Consider the following 19,725-nt stretch of genomic DNA (forward strand, 5'->3'; position numbering starts at 1 on the left):
GCCAATATTCGTGGCTTTGTCCATCCGCGTGATTTTGCGAATAACGGAACCAGCCTTCACCGCCGCCGCGATTTTTTCCCAAAAGCCATTGCCGCCGCCTCATGGATGATTCCTCGCCTGACTCCGTTTCTGAAAATCCTCCCATCTCCTCCAACCACCTGGAATGGACGGACGCCAGGGTTATCCACATCTACGTGTCGTCGGGCCACGACTATTGGGGCAAACAAGGCGAAGGTCGCATGCAACACGGCATTCAGGAAGTATCGGAAATCGAATGCGTGAGAGACAAGGGATTAAAGGGAGATCGCTATTTTGGTTATCGTCCCAATTTTAAAGGTCAGGTCACCTTCTTCGATATGGCGGTGGTGGACGAGGTTCGTGAATCGTTCAAGCTGAAGCGCCTTCCCGCTTCCGTGTTTCGAAGGAATGTCATCGTAGAGGGGATGGATCTTCGCGCGTGTTTAGGTAATCGGTTCTTCCTCCAAGGCATTGAATTTGAGGGCAGCCAAGAATGCAAACCCTGCCACTGGATGGACCGCGCCATCGCTCCCGGCGTCCAAGACTATCTCGCAAAACAGTTTCGCGGCGGCTTGCGGGCCAAGGTGCTGAGCACCGGAAACCTCCACCGCAATGGCTGAACACGCACTTATTTTTGGGACGTGTCACTTCGGACAATTTGAACCGCCAGTCCTATCCCTCCGATCATCGCAAAGATGAACAGGATCATGCCAACGCCGGGATAACCAAGGATGCGAAATTCGGTATCGACCCGCATCATCAAGGATGCGCTGACAATCATCGCCGCCAGGATCAGCCCGAGAGTGATTCGATTGGCGATCTTCTGAAAACTCGTAGTCAAGAGGTTCTCATTGATGGAGTCGACCTTGATGCGAACCTTGTTGGTGGCGACCAGTTCGATGAATTGATTCAATCGATTCGGCAACTGCTCCACCAGTTCCTTGGCATCCAGCAACACCGACAACAAATTGGCCGGAGCCAGACTCTGTTTGGTTCGATCATGAAGAATCTTGGCCGCATTGCGACGAATCGAGTCGTTCGGATTAAACTGGGGCGACAACGTCCTGCCCACCAAGTCGAGGTTGAGCAGAGTTTTGCCAAGCAGCGTCAGTTGCGGAGGAACGCTCAAGCCACAGTCCGCAGAAATCCGCTGCACATCCATCACCACCTTGCCAATCTCCAAATTTTCCAGCGGCCTTTCTTTTTGAAGCATTACCAGCTCCGCGATGCGGTTGCGGAATTGTTGTTCATCAAAATCTTCATCCGGCGTGCCCATCTTCACCGCCGTCTCTGCCGCGCGTTCCCCATTGCCTTCACTGATGGCCAGAAGCAGTTTGAGCAAATGGGTCTGAATCGCGCCCTCCAGCCGTCCGACCATGCCGAGATCTAACAACGCGATGCGATGATCCTGAGTAAGAAAGACGTTTCCGGGATGCGGGTCCGCATGGAAAAATCCCACCACCAAAATCTGATGCAGATAAGCCCGGAAAAGATCTTCAGCCAACTGATCCCCTTCGAGCTCCAGGCGCACCAACCGGCTCATCTTGGTGATCTTCACACCGCTCACGTATTCCATCGTCAGCACCCGGCCACTTGAATAATCTTCAATCGGCTGCGGCACCATGATGGTGTCGAACTCTGCCAGCGCGGCCTTCATCGTTTTAAGGTTCGCCAGCTCCAGCCGGTAGTCGAGTTCCTGCAACAATGCCTTGCGCAGCTCGCTCACAATATTGCTGAAGTGGTAGCGTTTGCCCACCTCGGTGTGAAGATCCAGAAACTCTGCCAGTTCTGTCATCGCTTCAAGGTCATCGGACACTAACTCCCGAGCTCCCGGCCGCTGCACTTTGACAACAACGCGTTGACCGCTGCGAAGCACGGCATGGTGCACCTGACCTAGAGACGCAGTCGCGAACGGCACAGGATCAAACTCCTGAAAAGCCTTGTTGAGCCGCACCCCGATCTCCACCGAAATGATGTCCTGAACATTCTCAACGGGAACCGGATCAGCACTGTCCTGCAACCGCGACAACGCCTGCATGTAAGCGGCGGGAATGAGGTCGGCACGGGTGGAAAGCAACTGGCCTAGTTTGATGTAGGTCGGCCCCAGCTTCTCCAAGTCCTTGGCAAAATCATCCGCTTCCAACGGCACCGGCGGCGCGACGGCATGAGGCAGCGGATCATCCACAATAGGTGCCTTTTGCACCAGATCCCCATGCCCGTATTTGTAGAACAAGGCGATGAGATCGCGATAACGTTTGAGACTGCTGGGACGAAGCGAAAGAGTCATGTGGGAGATGAAGTTGAAGATGACTGCGAAAGCCTTCGCCTCCGCATGAGTGAATCGGAGCGCAGGGAAAAGTCGGACGGTTTTTGTTCGTTGTGGGCTTTGAATAAATCGTCACGAGCCTGGCTGGGCTGCGGAAGTTTCGTCAGCCGACTCCACCGCGCCTTTGCGCTGAAGCCAGCGGGCCGCCATCACACAAAGGGATGCCCAAACGAGACCGGCACACCAACCAGCGAGAACATCCGTCGGATAATGCACGCCGAGATAGATTCGACTGATCCCGATCAAAACACTCAGAGCAACCGCCCCCACAAGGTAATAAGCTTTTTCATACGGATTGCGCGTCGTCCTCGCGAGAAGTGCTCCCAAGGTCAAATAGGTGACGGCTGCCAGCATCGAATGTCCGCTGGGGAACGAGGGCGAGGTCACCGTCGTCAGGTGTTCGACCACGGAAGGCCGCTCCCGATCGAAGAGGTTTTTCAGTGTCGTGGAAATGAAACCACCCCCAACGACCGATGCCAGGACGAGCCACATCAACGCATGTTTGCCACGCAACCAAAAGAAGCCGAGCACGGCGATGGTGACTAGCGTGATGATCGTGCCGCCGCCAAGCGCGGTGATGTCACGGGTCGCCTCTGGAAGCCAGTGTGGTCCAACCGGCAGTGTGTTGTCGCCAGCAACGCGAAACATCAAAAGCACCTTTTCATCAAATGGCCGACTGTCGTTGTCGACAATTTCATCGGCCAGCTCCGCAAAGCCCCAGACGCCGCTGATCACGCACAAGAGAGCGAGCAACAAGGTCCGTTCGGGAAAGGGAATTTTGCGCAGAAGACTGAAAAGAGAATTCATGGATGATATCGAGAAGGAGGCTGATCAAAAAATCTGGACGTCTTCATGAATCGGAAATTTGGGCTGCCCCGCTTGTGCCAAAATAGACTCGCCGGAACGACCATTTGGCATCCGGCAAACCACCTGCCAGGGCATCAGGTGATCCGTGTCGCGCATTTCTACAGGTCCAACGCCGTGACCCGTTTCGACCCCATTATGAAACACCAACGCCCAAAGCCCTCCTGGTATGAACACAATCCGCAGCAGTCGCCGCCAGTTCCTTCTTTCCGCCTCCAGCATCGTCGGCATGGCGGGGATCTCCCCGCAGTCGCCAATCCTGGCAAATCAGGGGGCGTCCTCATCATCATCATCCACGAACATCCCCCTCGCGCCACCCGACAAACAGCCTCCGAATTTGCACATCCCCAAAAAGGCTGAAAAAACCATTGGGTGGGCGATCGTCGGATTGGGCGAACTGGCCTTGGCAGAAATCATGCCGGCCTTCGCGGAATGCCAGTTATCCAAACCCGTTGCCCTGGTCAGCGGTCATCCCGACAAAGCCCGCAAAGTCGCCGCCCTGCACGGCATCGCCGAGGACGCCATTTATAACTACGACAATTACGACAAGCTCGCCGCCGACAACCGGGTCGATGCCATTTACATCGTTTTGCCCAACAGCATGCACGCCGAGTTCACCATTCGTGGCCTCAAGGCAGGCAAACATGTGTTGTGCGAAAAACCCATGTCGGCCACCGTCGCTGAAGCGGAACAGATGATCGCCGCCGCAAAAGCGGCCGACAAAAAGCTCATGATCGCCTACCGCCTGCACTACGAACCCTTTAACCAAAAGGCGATGGAGTTGTGCAAAAGCGGTGCCTTGGGCAAGATCAAAACCTTCGTCTCCACCAACGCCCAAAACGTCAAAGCGCCCAACATTCGATTGAGCGGTGAACTGGCAGGCGGGCCGGTGGGCGATGTGGGAGTGTATAGCATCAACGCCGCGCGCTATACCCTGGGTGAAGAACCCGTCGAGGTTTTCGCCACCGCCCATCAACCCAAAGACGACCCCCGATTCCGTGAAGTGCCGGAGAGCGTCACCTTCATCCTGCGCTATCCCTCCGGTGCCTTGGCGCATTGCGATTGCTCATTCGGAACTTCGGAAAGCCGCTTCTTCCGCGTGCTTGGAACCGAAGGTTATCTTCGCATGGATCCTGCCTTCAGCTACCGGGGCTTGCGACTGCACATGAAGGAAGGCGATGCCAAAAGCGGAGACGCCGAGGTCAAGGAACTGGTGCTGCAACCCGTCAATCATTTCGCCGCAGAAATGGACCACTTCTCTTCGGTCATCTTGAACGGCGACAAATGTTTAACTCCTGGAGAGATGGGATTGGCCGACATGAAAATTGTCGAAGCCATCGAGAAATCCTGGAAGACCAACGAGCCGGTCAAGTTGTCCTGACACAAACCATAAGCCGCCCTATCCGCCATGCCCCAGATGCAACAAAACGAAAAGCCGGTGCGTCCGGAACAGAAGCAGAACCAACAACCCGGGATCGAATCCGCGATGGTGCCCGCACCTGAATCGCAGCCGCGCGCCTCCTCTGCCGTTCCCAAACTCAAGAACAAAGTGGCGCTCATCACCGGCGGTGACAGCGGCATCGGCCGGGCGGTGGCACTGGCCTTTGCCAAGGAAGGTGCCAAGCTGGCGATTTGCTATCTCTCCGAAGAATCCGATGCCAACGATACGCTGGAGGAATTGAACTCCATGGATTGCGACGCCATCAAATTGTCCGGAGATATTGGAGATGAGAAAGTTTGCCGGGAGCTGGTCAAGAAAGTCATCGCGACCTACGGACGAATCGACATCCTCGTGAACAACGCCGCCGAACAACACCCGCAGGAAAACTTCGAAGACATCTCTGCGGAGCAACTGGAGCGCACTTTTCGAACCAACCTCTTCTCCATGTTTTTCCTCACCCAGGCTGCGCTTCCCCATCTGGAAAAAGGAGCGGCCATCATCAACACCACCTCTGTCACCGCCTATCGCGGTAGCTCCAGTCTTGTCGATTACTCCGCCACCAAAGGTGCCATCGTTTCCTTCACCCGATCCCTGGCGCACGCGCTGGTCAAGCGCGGCATCCGGGTCAATGCCGTGGCACCAGGACCGATCTGGACTCCGCTGATTCCTTCGACCTTCGATGCGGACAAAGTGGCGACCTTCGGTTCCGATGTTCCCCTTGGTCGCGCTGGAGAGCCGAATGAAGTGGCTCCCAGTTATGTGTTTTTGGCGAGCCATGCCGACTCGTCCTACATCACAGGCCAGGTGCTGCATCCGAACGGTGGAGAGATCATCAACGGATGAAGAAACACGCGCATCAACCGTGGTTGATGCGATTTATCATCAACCAACCATCAAGGAGTAAACCATCCCATGAGAGACCAAGCCCCTGGCGAACCTTCCGATGCGCAACCTAAGTCAACCAAAGGATGTGCCATCATGCTCGTCATTGGACTGCTGCTTGGCCTCGGCCTTCTTGGCTGGTTTTTTCTATGGGGTCAGGCCATTCCGGAAGGTGAGGAATCAAATAGCAAAGATTCGGCGAACGCGGCGATAACTCTCTCATTTAGGCAGCCGGTTTGACCGGCAAAGGACCGGCATCCAGATACTTGGTAGGATCGGCGAGATCGGCCAGCTGAAAAGCCTCGCGGCGTTCAACACAGGTCCCGCACTGGCCGCAATGGATCTCGCCGCCTTTGTAACAACTCCAGGTCATCGCATAGTCAATGCCCATGGCGTTGCCGCGCCGCGCGATCTCGGTTTTGTCGGCATCAATGAATGGCCGCAGCAACTTTATGCCCACATAGGTGCCGTGTTTCATTGCATCCGCCATGGCCAGCATGAACGGTTCACGGCAGTCGGGATAAATCGCGTGATCGCCGGAATGAGCGGCAATCACCAACGCGTCGGCCTCGCGACTTTCCGCAACGCCGCACGCAATGGAAAGCATGATGCCATTACGAAAGGGAACCACCGTGCGCTTCATGCTTTGTTCTTCATAATGCCCATCCGGAATGTCGCCGCCGCTCTGCAATAGATCGGACGTAAAAAGACGGTTGATGAAGTCCAGCTCAATGACGTCATGGGGGATGCCCAGTTGCTGCGCATGCCAGGCAGCCATGGGGATTTCGTTGGCATTGTGTTTCGAGCCATAATCGAAGCTCACCGCACCCACCACGTCATGTTCGCGAGCGGCCCAATAGAGGGCGGTCACGGAATCCATGCCACCAGAGAGCAATACCAAGGTCTTCATCGCCACACCTATCCACGCAGTTTGGGAAATGTCGATGCTTGAGCCGGTTACTTTACTTTGATTTCGGGCGCAGGATTAACAATCGACCCGGGGTGCCAATTCCCGCAGCAAAGGTGACGCCGCGACAGTATTCCGCGATAAGGATTTGATGACCAGGCAGCACCAGAAGATCGATGGGCCGACCAAGCGGTGCCAGCAAGGTGGTGACCTTGGCGCTGCGATTCGATGACTCATTGGGTTGAATGTGAACCACGTCAAAACCCACATCCTTTTCGCGTTTGAGAAGATTGCCGAAACGGGCCGTCAACAAAGTATCGGCAAAGGGTTTGGGCCAGGTGTGATCCAGCCAGATAATCCCCGACGGACAGGAATGCGCCTCGAAGGTGGAAAGAGAGTCGGTAGAATTTCGGATGGGTTGAGTGACTTCGATTCCCGCAGGCAGGTCCGGGCTGTGAGGATATGGCTTGTTGGTCCAGTCGGCATACTGATACGGGAAGCCATAGTGCCTGCCTTCTTCGATGAGGTTGAGTTCTTCAGGAGGGTCGGCATCGGGTCCGTTTTCGGTGGCAAAAAGGCGGCCCCGATTATCCCAACAGAAACCGTAGCTGTTGCGCAGTCCACGGGCAAAGATCTCGATTCGAGGGGGTGTCTCATCGGGATTGAGCCGCCAAAGAGTCGCAGTGAGATGATGTTCGCCTGATTGATCGTAATTCGGCAGATCACCGGATTCGCCGCCATCCGTGCGGGCACCGCTGGTGACATACATCATGCCGTCCGGACCTTGGGCGATGTGCGAAAGCCCATGGTTGTAAGGTCCGATGCCAAAAGGATAACTCGCGCGAAGCCAGGGCGTGAACTTTTGCCAGGAACGATCATCTTCCTTCGACCACGGTTCACTGCGAAAGATGGTCACCTCATTGCTGACCGGATTGGTCTTCTCATTGCGCTGATTGCAGGTCACATAAAGCCTGCCCTCGCGATCAACCGTTAATCCCATGGACGATGGCGAGCCGAGCGATGGGTCGAGATAACTCGACGCTTCGATCAATCGCGTCAGGTGAGTTTGATCAGGATTCCACAACCAGATGTCGCCTTGTCGCGAAAGTGCAAGCACCTGCCGACCATTGGCATGCATGGCAAGACGCACCGGCGAAAAGCTCAGTTCCGCAGCAACCCGCAAATCCCATCCTTCCGGCGGTGTGGGGAGCTGTTGACCCACCATGGATGCCTGCAAAGAATCGAGCGTCGGATGTTTTGTCTTCGCCCGCAGACTTCGGATCTCTTCGACAGAAGGTGCCGGAAGCTGATTGCCCCACGAGGAAAAGACATATGAAAACACCGCCGCAAGATCCTCATCACCGAGCAACACCGGCGGCATGGCACCGTGATAGGCAACGCCATTGACGGTGATCTTTTCCGACAATCCCTCCAGAGGAGCACGCAGCGACTTTTCGCGATGACTCTTCAAAAAATCCGCGTTGGCCAGTGGCGGAAACACGCCGGGAATGCCGGTGCCCTGCACGCCGTGACAAAGAGCACAGTGTTGCTCGTAAAGTTGGGCTCCGTTCGAAGCCGCATGAAGCGGCAAACTTAGCCCTAGGAAGATAAGAATGGAGCGAAGGATCATCATGAACGTTGCCTCAAGGCTCAATGGGAACCTGCGGTGGCACCTGAACTTTCTCCCGCAGCCGTCTGGTTGCTTCCCCCACCAGCCGCAGATACCAGTCGGACGGCAAACCTTCATAAGTTCCAAGACTGGCCTGAACGGGTGGATCATTGGTCACCTTGAAAATCGCCGTCGCTTCATCCACTTCATCAAACATCGCCACCATGGCGCTATCAGCACCGAGCTTCGACAACTCGTGAAACTGCTCCCACAAAAAATTTCCACCACGACGCGGAATTCCCGATTTCCCCTGCGCCTGTTTCTTCAAATTGTCCCAGCCAAAACCGGGATAAACGGTCGGAATCCACAGGATGTCGTGCGCATCGCATTCCGCCTTGTCGGCCGCCCAATAGTTGGTGGTGGCGCGCTTCTCACCATCGGCCCGGACTTCATAATTGCCGGGATTCCAAGGCGAAATCGCATCCAAACGACGGAACACTTTTTGCCATGCAGGATCGTCATTGCGGCGCCAATGCCACTCACCAGCACCGCCCAAAAAGGCTTGATAAGGACCCGGCTGCTGGAAGAAATCGATCAACTGATTCGCCACCTCGGTCGTCATGTCGTTGACGGTTGATTGCCGGTAAAGCCCAAACAACATCACCACCGGTTTGCCGTTTTCATGAACATACCGTCCGTCCTTCAAAATGCCTGCATCGACGAGTTTTTTCCACTCAGGGATGATCAGATCAACGACCTTTGCCGCCTTGATGCCCGTCATATCGAAAGTCAGTGCCCACACGCGACCGGTGGCTTTCGCAGCATCACGGACATGTTGAAGCACGCGCAACCGCGACTCATATCGGGACTCATATCGGGACTCCGCCGGAGCACCGGGAAGGTCCACCACAAAATGCTGCAACCACACGCCGTCGATGCCGTAATCCCGCATCCACTTAAAATGACGTTTCACCGTCTTGGGATGGTCCGAACTGAACAGATATGCCTGCAAACCATCCCGGTGCGTCCATCCTGGTGCCGCGAATTTTTCTTCAACCGAGTATTCCGCCATGTCCGGCCACATCTCGACCGACAGCGTTTCTGCGGTGATCTTTTTATCATCGCGGCTCCAATGAATCCACCCCACATTCTGCGCATCCCCCGGCGCACGAAACCATCCCTGATAACCCGCCAACACCTTGCCGCGAAGCGAAGTCGCATCAACGACATCTCCGCCTAGAGCGATGACTGACCCGCCACCCACACCCATCAAGACGGCGGCGAGATGAATCCAAAAAGCGCTCATCGAAACCGACCTAACGGCTCACGCCATTCAGCAAATAGCCGAGCACCCGAGCGAGCGTTTGCTGCATCTCATGACGCGGCACGATCATGTCGATGAGCCCGTGGTCCTTGAGAAATTCTGCAGTTTGGAAACCCGGAGGAAGATCGCTGTGCGTCGTCTCTTTCACCACCCGTGGACCCGCAAAGCCAATCATGCATTTCGGCTCGGCGAGGTTGAGATCGCCCACTGTGGCAAAACTCGCCGTGACCCCGCCCGTCGTCGGATGCGTCAGCACGGAAATGTAAGGAAGCTTGGCATCGTGATGACGCGCCAGAGCACCGCAAGTTTTGGCCATCTGCATCAGGCTGAGAATCCCCTCGTGCATCCGCGCACCGCCTGAGGCCGAAAAAACGATCACCGCCCGATTCTCCGTCGTCGCCGTTTCAATCGCGCGGGTGATTTTCTCCCCCACCACACTGCCCATGCTGGCGCCGAGGAACCGGAAATCCATGATCGCCAACACCACCCGGTGGCCACCAATCGTCGCACGTCCGGTGACAACGGCCTCCGTCAGCCCGGTTTTGGCCTGATACGCCTTCACCTTGCCCAAATAATTGTCAAAACCCAGCGGATTCACCGAATCCAGCGCCGCATCGATTTCTTCAAAACTCTCCTCATCCACCAGAGTTTCGAGCCGCTCGGCCGCGCTCAGCGTGAAGTGATAACTGCAATGCGTGCAGACACGCATGTTTTTGGCCAGCGTCTGATCGTAAAGGCTTTCGCCGCAGGAAGGGCATTTGACCCAGACGCCCTCAGGCATGTCCTTTTTCTTTTCGCCAAGCTCGTTAAGAGAACGTTTTTTGAAGAATCCCATGGGCTGTTGTTGCAAAGTGAATCGCCATACTAACTGCGGGCGAGGCTGATCACAACCACCTTTTCAACCTCTCCTTCGCGACGCAGCACTTTTGCACACTCATTGGTCGTGGAACCGGTGGTCAACACATCGTCCACCAGCAGCACCTTTTTGCCCTTCAACACCCCGCGCCAGCGTTCCATCTGACGCAACGCAAAACTGCTGCCCAGATTCTCCAGCCGCGCCCTGCGGGTCAACTTCGCCTGCGCTTTGGTGAATTTTACCCGTTTTAACCCATTGACCGTCTTTATCCCGCTGATTCGCGACAACTCCCGGCACAGCTCCCACGACTGATTGAACCCCCGATACCACTGGCGCAACGCATGCAATGGCACCGGCACCAGCACCCACTCCGCCGCATTCAAGTCCCGCAACCGCGCATCGCGAAACACCTGCGAAGCCAGCCGACCCAGCAGCCCGCGCAAATGCAGCTCCCGCTGATATTTGAACCGGTGCACGAGATGCCGCAACGCCCCCTGCGCCTGAAACGCCGCCACCGCGAACTCAAAATGGAAGGTTCGCTCTCGACAGTTCCCACACTGGAATTCATCCGTGATTTGCCCGTCAAAAGCCTCCCCGCAAACCTTGCAATAGGGAGGTGCCAGCACTGGCAAGCTGTCCCAGCACGTCCAGCAAAGCCACCGTTCCGCCCCCTCGCGAACCCCATGCAGACTTTGATCGCAAACCTCACAATGCGGCGGAAACACCAGATCCATCAGCCTCGAAGCCGACCTGGAGATTGCTGCGGGAAGTCGAAGCATGCCAGCCCCACGGAGCGCAGACCCGCAACCCTGTCAAAGCAATTGAACAGCAATCCCACCCGCTCATTCCAAAACCCCCATTGTAAAATCGCACTGGTCCAGCGTATGCTATGATTGATGACCACGCGATTCCGTCGCTTCCTTGCCCTGGCACTCGCCCTTACCGGTGCCCTTTGGTCACCATCCCCACTCCCCGCCCAGACCACCACATCTTGGACCGACAAGGAAACCCGTCTCGCCACTGAATACCTCGGCCTGCTGGTTGAAAAACCCGACGACACCCGCGTCCTCGACCTCCTCTGGTCCCTCTACGACAAACACCAGCAGACCCCTTTTCTGCTCGAAAGCATCGCTGCCCAAGCCGCCCAGCAGCCCCATCCCAACGTCATCCTCATCCACGCCCAGCTCCTGCAAAAAGCCGGACGCCTCGACGAAGCCCTCGCCCGCTACCAGGAACTCCTCAAACAACAACCCGAACACCCCGCCGCCCTCACCGCCGTCAGTGAACTCATGCAGCAAAACGGCGATCCCGCCACCGCCCTCACCTACCTGCAAAAACTCACCGCCACCGTCCCCAGCACCGATCCCCGCCACGCCCAACTCCTCCTCCAGCAAGCCACCCAGCTCCTCGCCCTCAACCGCCCGGACGACGCCGCCAAAGCCTGCGAACAAGCCCTCGCCCTTCGTCCTGCCGACACCACCCTGCTGCGCGAAGCCTCCCGACTGCTCCTCGGCGCCGGGATGATCGACAACACCCTCGCCATCATGCAGCGCCTCGTCGAAGCCGCGCCCGATCCCACCGTCAAACTCGACGCCCTCTTTGATCTCTCCCGCCTGCACGAACAGGCCGGCCAATTCAAACCCGCCGCCGCCGCCCTGCAACAAGGCCTCGACCTCCTCCACGACAAAGACTGGCGCTACGGCCAGTTCTTCCAACGCCTCGTCAAACTCCACGAACGCTTCGACCAGCTGGACGCCCTCAAACAACAACTGCTCCGCGACGCCGCGCAAAAACCGGTCACCGAAAAGGCCCTCAACAACCTCGCCCGCTACGCCTCCCAGGTCGTCGACGGCGAAGAGCGCATCAAATGGCTGCGCGAACTCGTCACCCAGTTTCCCGACAACCTCGCCCATCGCTGGGAACTCGTCACCGCGCTCATCGACCACAACGAAGCCGCCGAAGCCGCCGCCCTCATCGACCCCTACCTCAAACGCGACGGCAGCGACCGGGCCCAACTCATCCTTCTGCGCGCCCAAACCCACCTTCTTCTCACCGAAACCGACAAGTCCATCGCCCTCCTCCAGCAACTTCTCCAACAACAGTCCGCCGACCCCGAAGTCGAAAAACTAGTCCTCACCTTCGCCCGTCAAAAATCCCTCGATCCCCTCATCGAATCCATCCTCGAAAAACGCATCGACCGCACCCCCGGCAAACCCGAGTCCCTCTTCGAACTCGCCACCTTCCAGCGCACCCGCGGCAACCACAAAGCCGTCGAACAGCTTTTCGAGCGCTACATCCAGACTTCCCCACCCGAGGAAAAACAACGCCGCCTCAACGACGTCGCCAGCTTCCTCTCCAGCAGTCCCGACCTGCAAGCCGCCGAAAACGCCGCCCGCAGCGCCCTCGCCACCCCCGAAGCCGGACAGCCAGAACTGCTCCGCCTCGCCGATGTCCTCGCCCAACGCAACGCCACCGATGAAGCCCACAGCCTCCTCGAACGCGCCTGGACCCTCAGCACCACCGACGAACAACGCGCCGATGTCGACGAACGACTCGCCTCCGTGCTTAGCGGCGAACAGGGAGCCAAACTCCTCACCAATCCCGTCGAGCCCCCCACTGAGTTTACCCTTCCCGCCATGTTCTCCGGCGAAGGTTTTGGCAGCGAAGCCCCTCCCGAAAAACCACCCACCGTCCCCGAAACCCTCACCGACTACGCGCAAAATCTCGCCACCTCTGCCCTCCACCAGATTTACCGCCCGCTCCTCCGGCTCGCCCTCACCGCCGCCCCTTCACCTTTCGATTCCTGGCTCCGCGATGGCCTGACCACCCCATCCTCCCCTCCCCCCGACCCCCAACGCATCCAACGCGCCGCTTGGTGGAGCCTGCGCACCGGCCAGCCCGGCACTGCCACCCTGCTGCTCCAGCACCTCACCCACGGCCCCGCCGGCCAGCGGCTCGACCCCACCCTCGAAGTCGAAAAACTCTATCTCGAAGTCCTCCTCCTCAATGCCGACAAACAACCTGAGCCCGCCATCGCCCAACTGCGCCGCCTCGCCCAGCTCGATCCCGCCAGTCGCACCGCCTGCCACCTCCGTCTTGCCGAACTTGAAGCCCGCCGCAACGGCCAGCAAGGCCTCCTCACCGCCGTCACCATCCTCGAAGACCTCATCAATACCGATCCCGCCAACGACACCATCCTTTCCGCCCTCGCCCAGTTCTACCTCGAAAGCGGCCAGCGCGACAAAGCCCTCGCCCTCTGGGAAAATGCCGCCCGCAATGCCGTCGGAAAAACCAGCCCCATCCTCGAACGCTACGGCGAACTCCTCATCGCCCAGCGCCGCCACGACGAATACCTTCAAACTCAGATCCGCCTGATCGAACAGGAGCCCGACATCAAACGCCGCCGCGACTTCTTCCAACGCGCCATCGAACGCCTCCTCTGGGCCGACGCCGTGCAGGGCGAACTCCCCGAAGACGAACGCATCGCCCGCCTCTCCAAAATCAAAATGCTCCTCCTCGACCGCGCCCGCCGCGATCCCTTCGAAGCATTCTGGAACGAAGCCCTCGCCCACATCTATCAGCGCGAAGGCGACGACACCAAAGCCTTCGCCGCCATGAAGCAGGCCTACTACACCGCCCCCGACACCCCCTTCTCCCTCGACCAGCTGCGCCTCGCCGCCTTGCGCGTCGGCGACATCAAAAGCGCCATCTATTTCCAAAAACAAATCGCCGCCCTCGCCGCCGCTCCCGATCAAGCCACCGAATGGCGCCAGCTCGTCCAGCTTCTCGAAAGCGACTTCCGCATGGGCGAAGCCGACCTCGCCCGCCGCCGTCTCGAAGCCCGCTTCTCCCAGGACCCCACCGCCCTCGAAGAACTTGCACTTTATTACACCGAAACCGCCCAGGACGACGCCGCACGACGCGTCCTCGAACAACTCGTGCGCATCCGCAGTTGGGACGCCACCCACCTCCTGCGCCTCGCCCTCCAGCAGAAAAAACTCGGCGACCACCCAGCTGCGCGCAACACCCTGATCCGACTGCTCGCCACCATCCCCGCCACCGTCAACCCCGACCTAGCCAACACTCCCGAACGCTGGCCATGGCCCATCTTCGACGAAAAATTCCCCTCGCCCACCAGTCCCAGCCTGCTCATCAACTCCCTCGAAAGCGCCCCCGGCCTCGAACCCGCCGAACGCGACCGCCTGCGCCTCTTCCTCAGTCTTCCGCGCCCCGAATTCGTCGAACTCCCCGACGACCCCGCCCCCGTCCGCCTGCGCGCCATCCAGGAGCTCGTCACCCTTCCCAACCCACCCGCTCTCGCTCTGCCCGACGGCCTCAGCGAAATCGAGAGCGCCTGGTTCCACTACTTCAGTCAAAACCGCGACGCCCTGCGCGAACAAATCACCCGCCTCCTCTACCTTCGCAAAAACCTCGAAAGCCGCTTCCTCCTCGTCTGGCTTGCCCTCAAATCCCACAACCCCAGCCTCATCGTCGACTGGATCATTAACGCCCCCGACAACGACCGAACCGCCCGCAAAAACCTCGCCTACGCCGCCCTCACCGTTATTTGCGACGAACACACCTTCCACCTCACCCCCCAGGACGCCCGCACCCTCGGCAGCAGCCGCATCTTCAGCAACACCGAGATCATCGAACTCGCCAAAAAACTCGAAAACCGCCACGACCACGACCTCGCCCTGGACCTCGCCGAAGCCATGCGCGAGATCTCTGCGCCGCTCTCCGTCGAACATCTCCTCGAACTCGCCCGCATCGCCGAAAGCAGCCGCCAGGGCAACCGCCAGCGCCCTTACTACCTCGAAATCTGGTCCCGCCCCCTCCATCCCGCCGTCGGCGACCATCATCAGGGTTTCATCCAAAGCTTCAGCCGCCTTTGGGGCCTCAGCACCGACCCGCACGAACGCGAACACCTCCTGAGCGAAAGCCTCCGCCGCCTCAATCAACTCCCTCCCTCCACCGCCGACGACCTGCGCAAAGCCCGTCTCCTCGGTATCGCCGGCATCACCGAACCCAGCGCCCGCCAGCTTAGCCGCATCGCCGCCGTCCAGCTTCCCGCCGCCCGCGCCTTCGCCGAACCCCTCATCGGACGCCTGCCGCCCGGCGTGAACCCAGGACCGCGCATCGACTCCCTCACCCACATGCGCGATTACTGGACCGACCTCCGCCAATACGCCGAAATCTTTCGCTATGACGGCCTCAGCCCCATCCTCGATCAACTCAACGACGCCACCAACCGTCGCAACGCCGGCGTCGCCCTCGGCTCCCGCGCCACTTTTGAGTTTAACGCCTGGCGCAACAGCGTCCTCCTCCGCCAGCTGCGTTTTGCTGACTACCCCGAACGCCTCCGCCTCGTCCGCAACGTTTTGCAATCCGACGACAGCGTCGACTTCATGCTCGATCTCGGCAACTTCCTCGAAAATCAGGGTTATTCCCGCGAAGCCATCGAAGTTTACCAACGCCTCATCCCCCGCTCCCCCGCCAACGACGAATACAGCCAGCAATTCCGCCGCGCCTGCGAAAACTCCGGGGAAAGCGCCGTCGCGATTGAATACATCGAAAAAACCCTCCCCGCCCAGGTCCACTTCAAACCCCAGGGAATCGACGAGACCCTGCGCGAAGAACACTCCCGCCATCTTGCCCGCCTTCACGATCTCGCCCGCCTGCGCCAGCTCGCCTATCTGCCCGACACCAGCACCAAAAGTTCTCCCGGTCGCGTCCCCGAACCCGTCCCCTACCTGAAAGAACTCGCCCTCATGCTCGAAGCCCGCAACGACCACCCCGGAGCCCTTGCCGCCTGGGAGGAAATGCACCGGCTCTGGCCACGCGACCTCGAAGCCAGCCTGCACCGCGCCCGTCTTCTCCGCCGTCAGGGCAATCGCAACCGCGCCCTTGCCGCCCTGCGTGAGATCCCGCTCATCAACTTTTGGAACGATCCCGTCCGTGAAGCCTTCGAAATGCGCGCCGAACTGGTCGCCGAAACCGGCCTCTGGGACGAAATGCGCCAGCTCATGAACGTCGTCTCCGGCACCCCCGGCAGCCGCGTCACCACCGCCTCCTCAAACGCCAATTCTCTGTCCATCTCCAACCCCGGTGCCCCCGGCTCCAGCGGACCCACCTACACCGGCGGCGTGCTCATCCTCAGCCGCGTTCTCGCCGAGCACCAGCGCCTCACCGAAGCCCAAAGCCTGCTGCTGCGCGCCGAACGCGCTGTGCGCGACAATACCGAACGCTTCAAACTTCGCCTCGAACAACTCCGCCTCGCCGCCATCAACCCCAGCTGGTCCCCCGCCACCGACCAGCCCCGCATTGCCGCCTGGCTGCGCGCTTTCACCGATGATCGCGACGCCCTCACCGCCATGACCACCTTCCTGCAACGCGAGTCCACCGGTCCCCGCGCCCAGGCCTGGCTGAAGGTTCTCCGTCAGCCCAACCTCCCCCGCCACCCCGTCACCTCCCTCGCCCTCGCCACCTTTGCGCCCCTCCTCACCGACTCCGACCTCACCAACCTCTCCCGTCCTTGGGAAAATCCCGCCACTCCCGTCGAAAACGCCCGCGAACTCACCGTCACCACCCTGCTCAACCATCAAAAACCCCAGTGGGCCCTGCAAACCGCCCTCACCGGCGAAGACGGCGGGTTGCGCAACTCCCCTGCCATCCTTCCCGTCCATCACGCCCTCGGCGACCGCCATTCCATTGACGAACTTTTCGCCCGACTCGTCCGCACCACCTTCCCCGGCAGCTCCAACACCGCCCCCTACGCCGAGGCGTTCGCCCAAATCGGTCGCAACGACCTCGCTGAAGAACTCTACGACTTCTCGCTTCAACGCCTGCGCAACACCGCCAGCAGCCATCCCCCCCTCATCGAAAGCCACGCCCGCTTTCTCCTGCGGCAGCACCGTTACGAAGCCGCCGAAAACCTCCTCCTTAAAGAACACCACGGCATGACCGAAGGCCTCGCCCCCCTGCTCGTCGAACTCTATCGCGGATGGAACAAGCTTGACCAACTCCCCACTCAACTGGCAAAATACCACCTGCCAGACAGCGTGCTGCAAGAAGCCCTGTTCCTGGCCAGCCAGCCACCCGCCCCCGCCCCCGCGCCGCCATCATGATTCTCCGCCCCATCGCCACCTTCCTCCTCCTGTTACTCACGGCCTCCTGCTCCAGCAACGGTTCCAGTGCCAGCAAAGACACCGAACAGCCCCGACTCGAAGGCCGCCTCACCAACGTGAAATGGGACACCTCCCGTCGCAGCAGCTTCGAAGGCACCAACAAAAGCGTCAAAACCGACAAACAATACCGCACCGGAGCCGACTTCCGCACCACCGACTACCGCAGCGGCAAAAAACAAAAGTTCACCTCCGGCAAAAAGGAAATCAAAGAAGGCACTTTCCAGGGGGCCACCAAAACTTCTCGCGACGCCAGCTCCACCTTCAACGGATCAGACGACCAATTTCGCGATTCCGACAGCACCTTCGCCACCAGCAACAGCCGCTTTCAAAACCAGGAAAACCGCAACAGCGGCAGCACCTTCCGCGAATCCGGCAACGTTTTCCGCACCCGCGACGAACCCACCGCCCGCAAAGCCCTGGAGACCAGCAATCGTCCCTACATGGAACAAACCAACAAGCCCGGCTACACCGAAGACGAAGTCAAAAACATCCTGAGAAAGTAGAAGGCTCGTCCCGAGCCTTTCCTTGAAAATCCCACAAGGGCCGGGACGGCCCTTCTACTTTTTTTCACTCCTCATCCTCCGGGCCGCGCTTCTGGATATCCTCCAGCGCATCGCCCACATCGTCTACCGCCTCCCAAACCTCACGCGCCACAAAGATCGGCGCATTTTGTGCCACCGCCAGGGCAATGCTGTCACTCGGACGCGCATCCAGCTCCACCACCTTGCGCTGCTGCACCTCGTTCTCCGCGCTCAAAATGATGCGCGCATAATACACCCCGCCATCCAGCGCATTGATGATCACCCGGTCGATTTTTGCCCCAAACGCCATCATCATATGGCCCACCAGGTCATGCGTCATCGGCCGCTCCTGCACCCGACCGCGCATCGACATGCTGATTGCCTTGCCCACTGATTCATCGACAAAAATCACAAAGGTCTTCTCCTCATTCCCCAAAAACACCGCATGACCCTGGTCCATCGCCAGCACATTGCGCAGCTTCACAGCAACCACATCCTTGTTCATCCCTCCACTCTAGCAAGCCCCCGCCCCCTCTCAAACCCAAATCTCAAATTCAAATCTCGTATCCCAACTCCTTGAACCTCCCCGACGACTCCACATACTTCGCCGCCAGCGCCACGTTGCGCTCCTGTTCCTCCTCACTCAACGCCCGCACCACCTTCGCCGGCGCCCCCATCACCAGCGAGCCATCCGGCACCACCATGCCCTTGGTCACCAATGCTCCCGCCGCAATCACACATCGCGCCCCGATCACCGCCCCGTCCATCACAATCGCCCCCATCCCCACCAGCGTCTCGTCACCAATCGTGCAAGCATGGATGATCGCCCGATGCCCAATGCTCACCCGCGCGCCCACCACTGCGGCAAAATCGTCCGAAACATGCACAATCGTCCCGTCCTGCACGTTGCTCTCAGGCCCGATTTCAATGTGATTGATGTCCCCCCGCAACACACAGCCAAACCAGACACTTGCCCGCGCTCCAATTTTCACCGATCCCACCACCACCGCACCCTTCGCCACGAAGGCAGACGCATCAATTTCAGGCGCATGTTCAGGCAGCAAAAAGCGTTTCATGGAGGAAGCAAAATCTATCGATTTGAAGTTGACGCTACCGTTGAATCCTTTGATAACAACAGCGAAACCTCGCGTGAACTTCCGCTGAGGACGCTACATCAACCCTAGATCACTTCTATAACACATCATGAACAAGGCAGAACTTACTGAAGCCATCCAAAAAATCCTCGGAGGCGACACCTCCAAACGCGCCGCCGGCGAAGCCCTTGACGCCGTCCTCAAAGCCATTGCCAAAGGTGTCAAAACCAGCCCTGTCCAGCTCATCGGCTTCGGCACCTTCAAAGTCGCCAAACGCGCTGCCCGCACCGGTCGCAACCCAAAGACCAAGCAGCCCATGAAGATCAAAGCTTCGAAAACCGTTCGTTTCGTTCCTTCTTCCAAGCTCAAAGCGACTCTGTAATCGAATCTGGGAGAAACTCAGCCCTTTCCAATCGCCTGCCGCCCGTTGTGGTCGCAGGCGATTTTTGTTTCCGCCTCTTACTCCTACTCCTACTCCTCCTCTTACTCCCCACACCCAACACCTCCATCTCCCAGCGTCATCAAATCACCCCACGCACCTCCCCAAAAAATCGTCTTCGTCCTCGTTCTCCTACTCGTCCTCGAAATCCACGCATCTCCAGAGCTGCACGTGTTCAGACCGCAATCTCATTAGGCAGCGAGTCAGCCTCCGACCCGCCAAAGGGGAGTAGGAGTAGGAGTAGGAGTAGGAGTAGG

At 58.8% G+C, this 19,725-nt stretch carries 15 protein-coding genes; 6 read left to right on the plus strand and 9 right to left on the minus strand.

Translation table 11 applies throughout. From position 1 onward, the window contains the following. Positions 1-101 precede the first annotated feature (101 nt). Positions 102-638, plus strand: coding sequence for an MOSC domain-containing protein (locus tag FEM03_RS06610; RefSeq protein WP_206170898.1), 537 nt, complete (start codon positions 102-104; stop codon positions 636-638). An 8-nt stretch (positions 639-646) separates the two neighbouring features. Here FEM03_RS06610 and FEM03_RS06615 read toward each other — a convergent pair whose 3' ends face one another. Then, complete coding sequence (locus tag FEM03_RS06615; protein ID WP_138085401.1) at positions 647-2,305, minus strand: ABC1 kinase family protein; 1,659 nt, start codon at positions 2,303-2,305, stop codon at positions 647-649. Positions 2,306-2,416: 111 nt separating this feature from the next. Beyond that, positions 2,417-3,151 (minus strand): phosphatase PAP2 family protein, encoded by a 735-nt coding sequence (locus tag FEM03_RS06620; RefSeq protein ID WP_206170899.1) that lies wholly within the window; start codon positions 3,149-3,151, stop codon positions 2,417-2,419. A gap of 226 nt (positions 3,152-3,377) precedes the next feature. Between FEM03_RS06620 and FEM03_RS06625 the strand changes: the two genes are divergently transcribed. Together FEM03_RS06625 and FEM03_RS06630 are read left to right on the plus strand one after the other, a co-directional pair. Beyond that, positions 3,378-4,589, plus strand: a complete 1,212-nt coding sequence (locus FEM03_RS06625; RefSeq protein ID WP_166442678.1) for a Gfo/Idh/MocA family protein — start codon at positions 3,378-3,380, stop codon at positions 4,587-4,589. Positions 4,590-4,616: 27 nt separating this feature from the next. Then, complete coding sequence (locus tag FEM03_RS06630; RefSeq protein ID WP_138085402.1) at positions 4,617-5,492, plus strand: SDR family oxidoreductase; 876 nt, start codon at positions 4,617-4,619, stop codon at positions 5,490-5,492. Positions 5,493-5,754: 262 nt separating this feature from the next. On the opposite strand, the gene queC is transcribed toward FEM03_RS06630, so the two are convergent. From queC to FEM03_RS06660, 5 genes are read right to left on the minus strand one after another with little or no spacing between them, the layout of a single operon-like run. Beyond that, complete coding sequence (gene queC / locus FEM03_RS06640) at positions 5,755-6,441, minus strand: 7-cyano-7-deazaguanine synthase QueC (protein WP_138085442.1); 687 nt, start codon at positions 6,439-6,441, stop codon at positions 5,755-5,757. Between the two features lie 52 nt (positions 6,442-6,493). Beyond that, on the minus strand, positions 6,494-8,071 hold the full coding sequence (locus FEM03_RS06645) for a PQQ-dependent sugar dehydrogenase (RefSeq protein ID WP_138085404.1): 1,578 nt from the start codon (positions 8,069-8,071) through the stop codon (positions 6,494-6,496). A 10-nt stretch (positions 8,072-8,081) separates the two neighbouring features. Next, positions 8,082-9,353 carry a glycoside hydrolase family 99 protein gene (locus FEM03_RS06650; protein ID WP_138085405.1) on the minus strand — a complete coding sequence of 424 codons (1,272 nt, stop codon included), beginning with the start codon at positions 9,351-9,353 and terminating at the stop codon, positions 8,082-8,084. 10 nt (positions 9,354-9,363) lie between these two features. Further along, the gene (gene accD / locus FEM03_RS06655) at positions 9,364-10,206 is read right to left on the minus strand and encodes an acetyl-CoA carboxylase, carboxyltransferase subunit beta (RefSeq protein ID WP_138085406.1); all 843 of its coding nucleotides are present in this window, start codon (positions 10,204-10,206) and stop codon (positions 9,364-9,366) included. 29 nt (positions 10,207-10,235) lie between these two features. Then, positions 10,236-11,006 carry a ComFC family protein gene (locus FEM03_RS06660; RefSeq protein WP_138085407.1) on the minus strand — a complete coding sequence of 257 codons (771 nt, stop codon included), beginning with the start codon at positions 11,004-11,006 and terminating at the stop codon, positions 10,236-10,238. A 117-nt stretch (positions 11,007-11,123) separates the two neighbouring features. Between FEM03_RS06660 and FEM03_RS06665 the strand changes: the two genes are divergently transcribed. Both FEM03_RS06665 and FEM03_RS06670 read left to right on the plus strand, forming a co-directional pair. Next, the gene (locus FEM03_RS06665; RefSeq protein ID WP_138085408.1) at positions 11,124-17,354 is read left to right on the plus strand and encodes a tetratricopeptide repeat protein; all 6,231 of its coding nucleotides are present in this window, start codon (positions 11,124-11,126) and stop codon (positions 17,352-17,354) included. Further along, complete coding sequence (locus FEM03_RS06670) at positions 17,351-17,917, plus strand: hypothetical protein (protein WP_138085409.1); 567 nt, start codon at positions 17,351-17,353, stop codon at positions 17,915-17,917. Before FEM03_RS06665 ends, FEM03_RS06670 begins: the two co-directional genes overlap by 4 nt. A 64-nt stretch (positions 17,918-17,981) precedes the next feature. Here FEM03_RS06670 and FEM03_RS06675 read toward each other — a convergent pair whose 3' ends face one another. Then, positions 17,982-18,440, minus strand: a complete 459-nt coding sequence (locus tag FEM03_RS06675; protein ID WP_138085410.1) for a bifunctional nuclease family protein — start codon at positions 18,438-18,440, stop codon at positions 17,982-17,984. Between the two features lie 49 nt (positions 18,441-18,489). Beyond that, positions 18,490-19,011, minus strand: coding sequence for a gamma carbonic anhydrase family protein (locus tag FEM03_RS06680; RefSeq protein ID WP_138085411.1), 522 nt, complete (start codon positions 19,009-19,011; stop codon positions 18,490-18,492). Positions 19,012-19,138: 127 nt separating this feature from the next. Here FEM03_RS06680 and FEM03_RS06685 point away from each other — a divergent pair, with 127 nt between their 5' ends. After that, the gene (locus tag FEM03_RS06685) at positions 19,139-19,411 is read left to right on the plus strand and encodes an HU family DNA-binding protein (protein WP_138085412.1); all 273 of its coding nucleotides are present in this window, start codon (positions 19,139-19,141) and stop codon (positions 19,409-19,411) included. Positions 19,412-19,725 lie beyond the last annotated feature (314 nt).

Source organism: Phragmitibacter flavus (genome assembly GCF_005780165.1).
GTDB classification, from domain to species: domain Bacteria; phylum Verrucomicrobiota; class Verrucomicrobiia; order Verrucomicrobiales; family Verrucomicrobiaceae; genus Phragmitibacter; species Phragmitibacter flavus.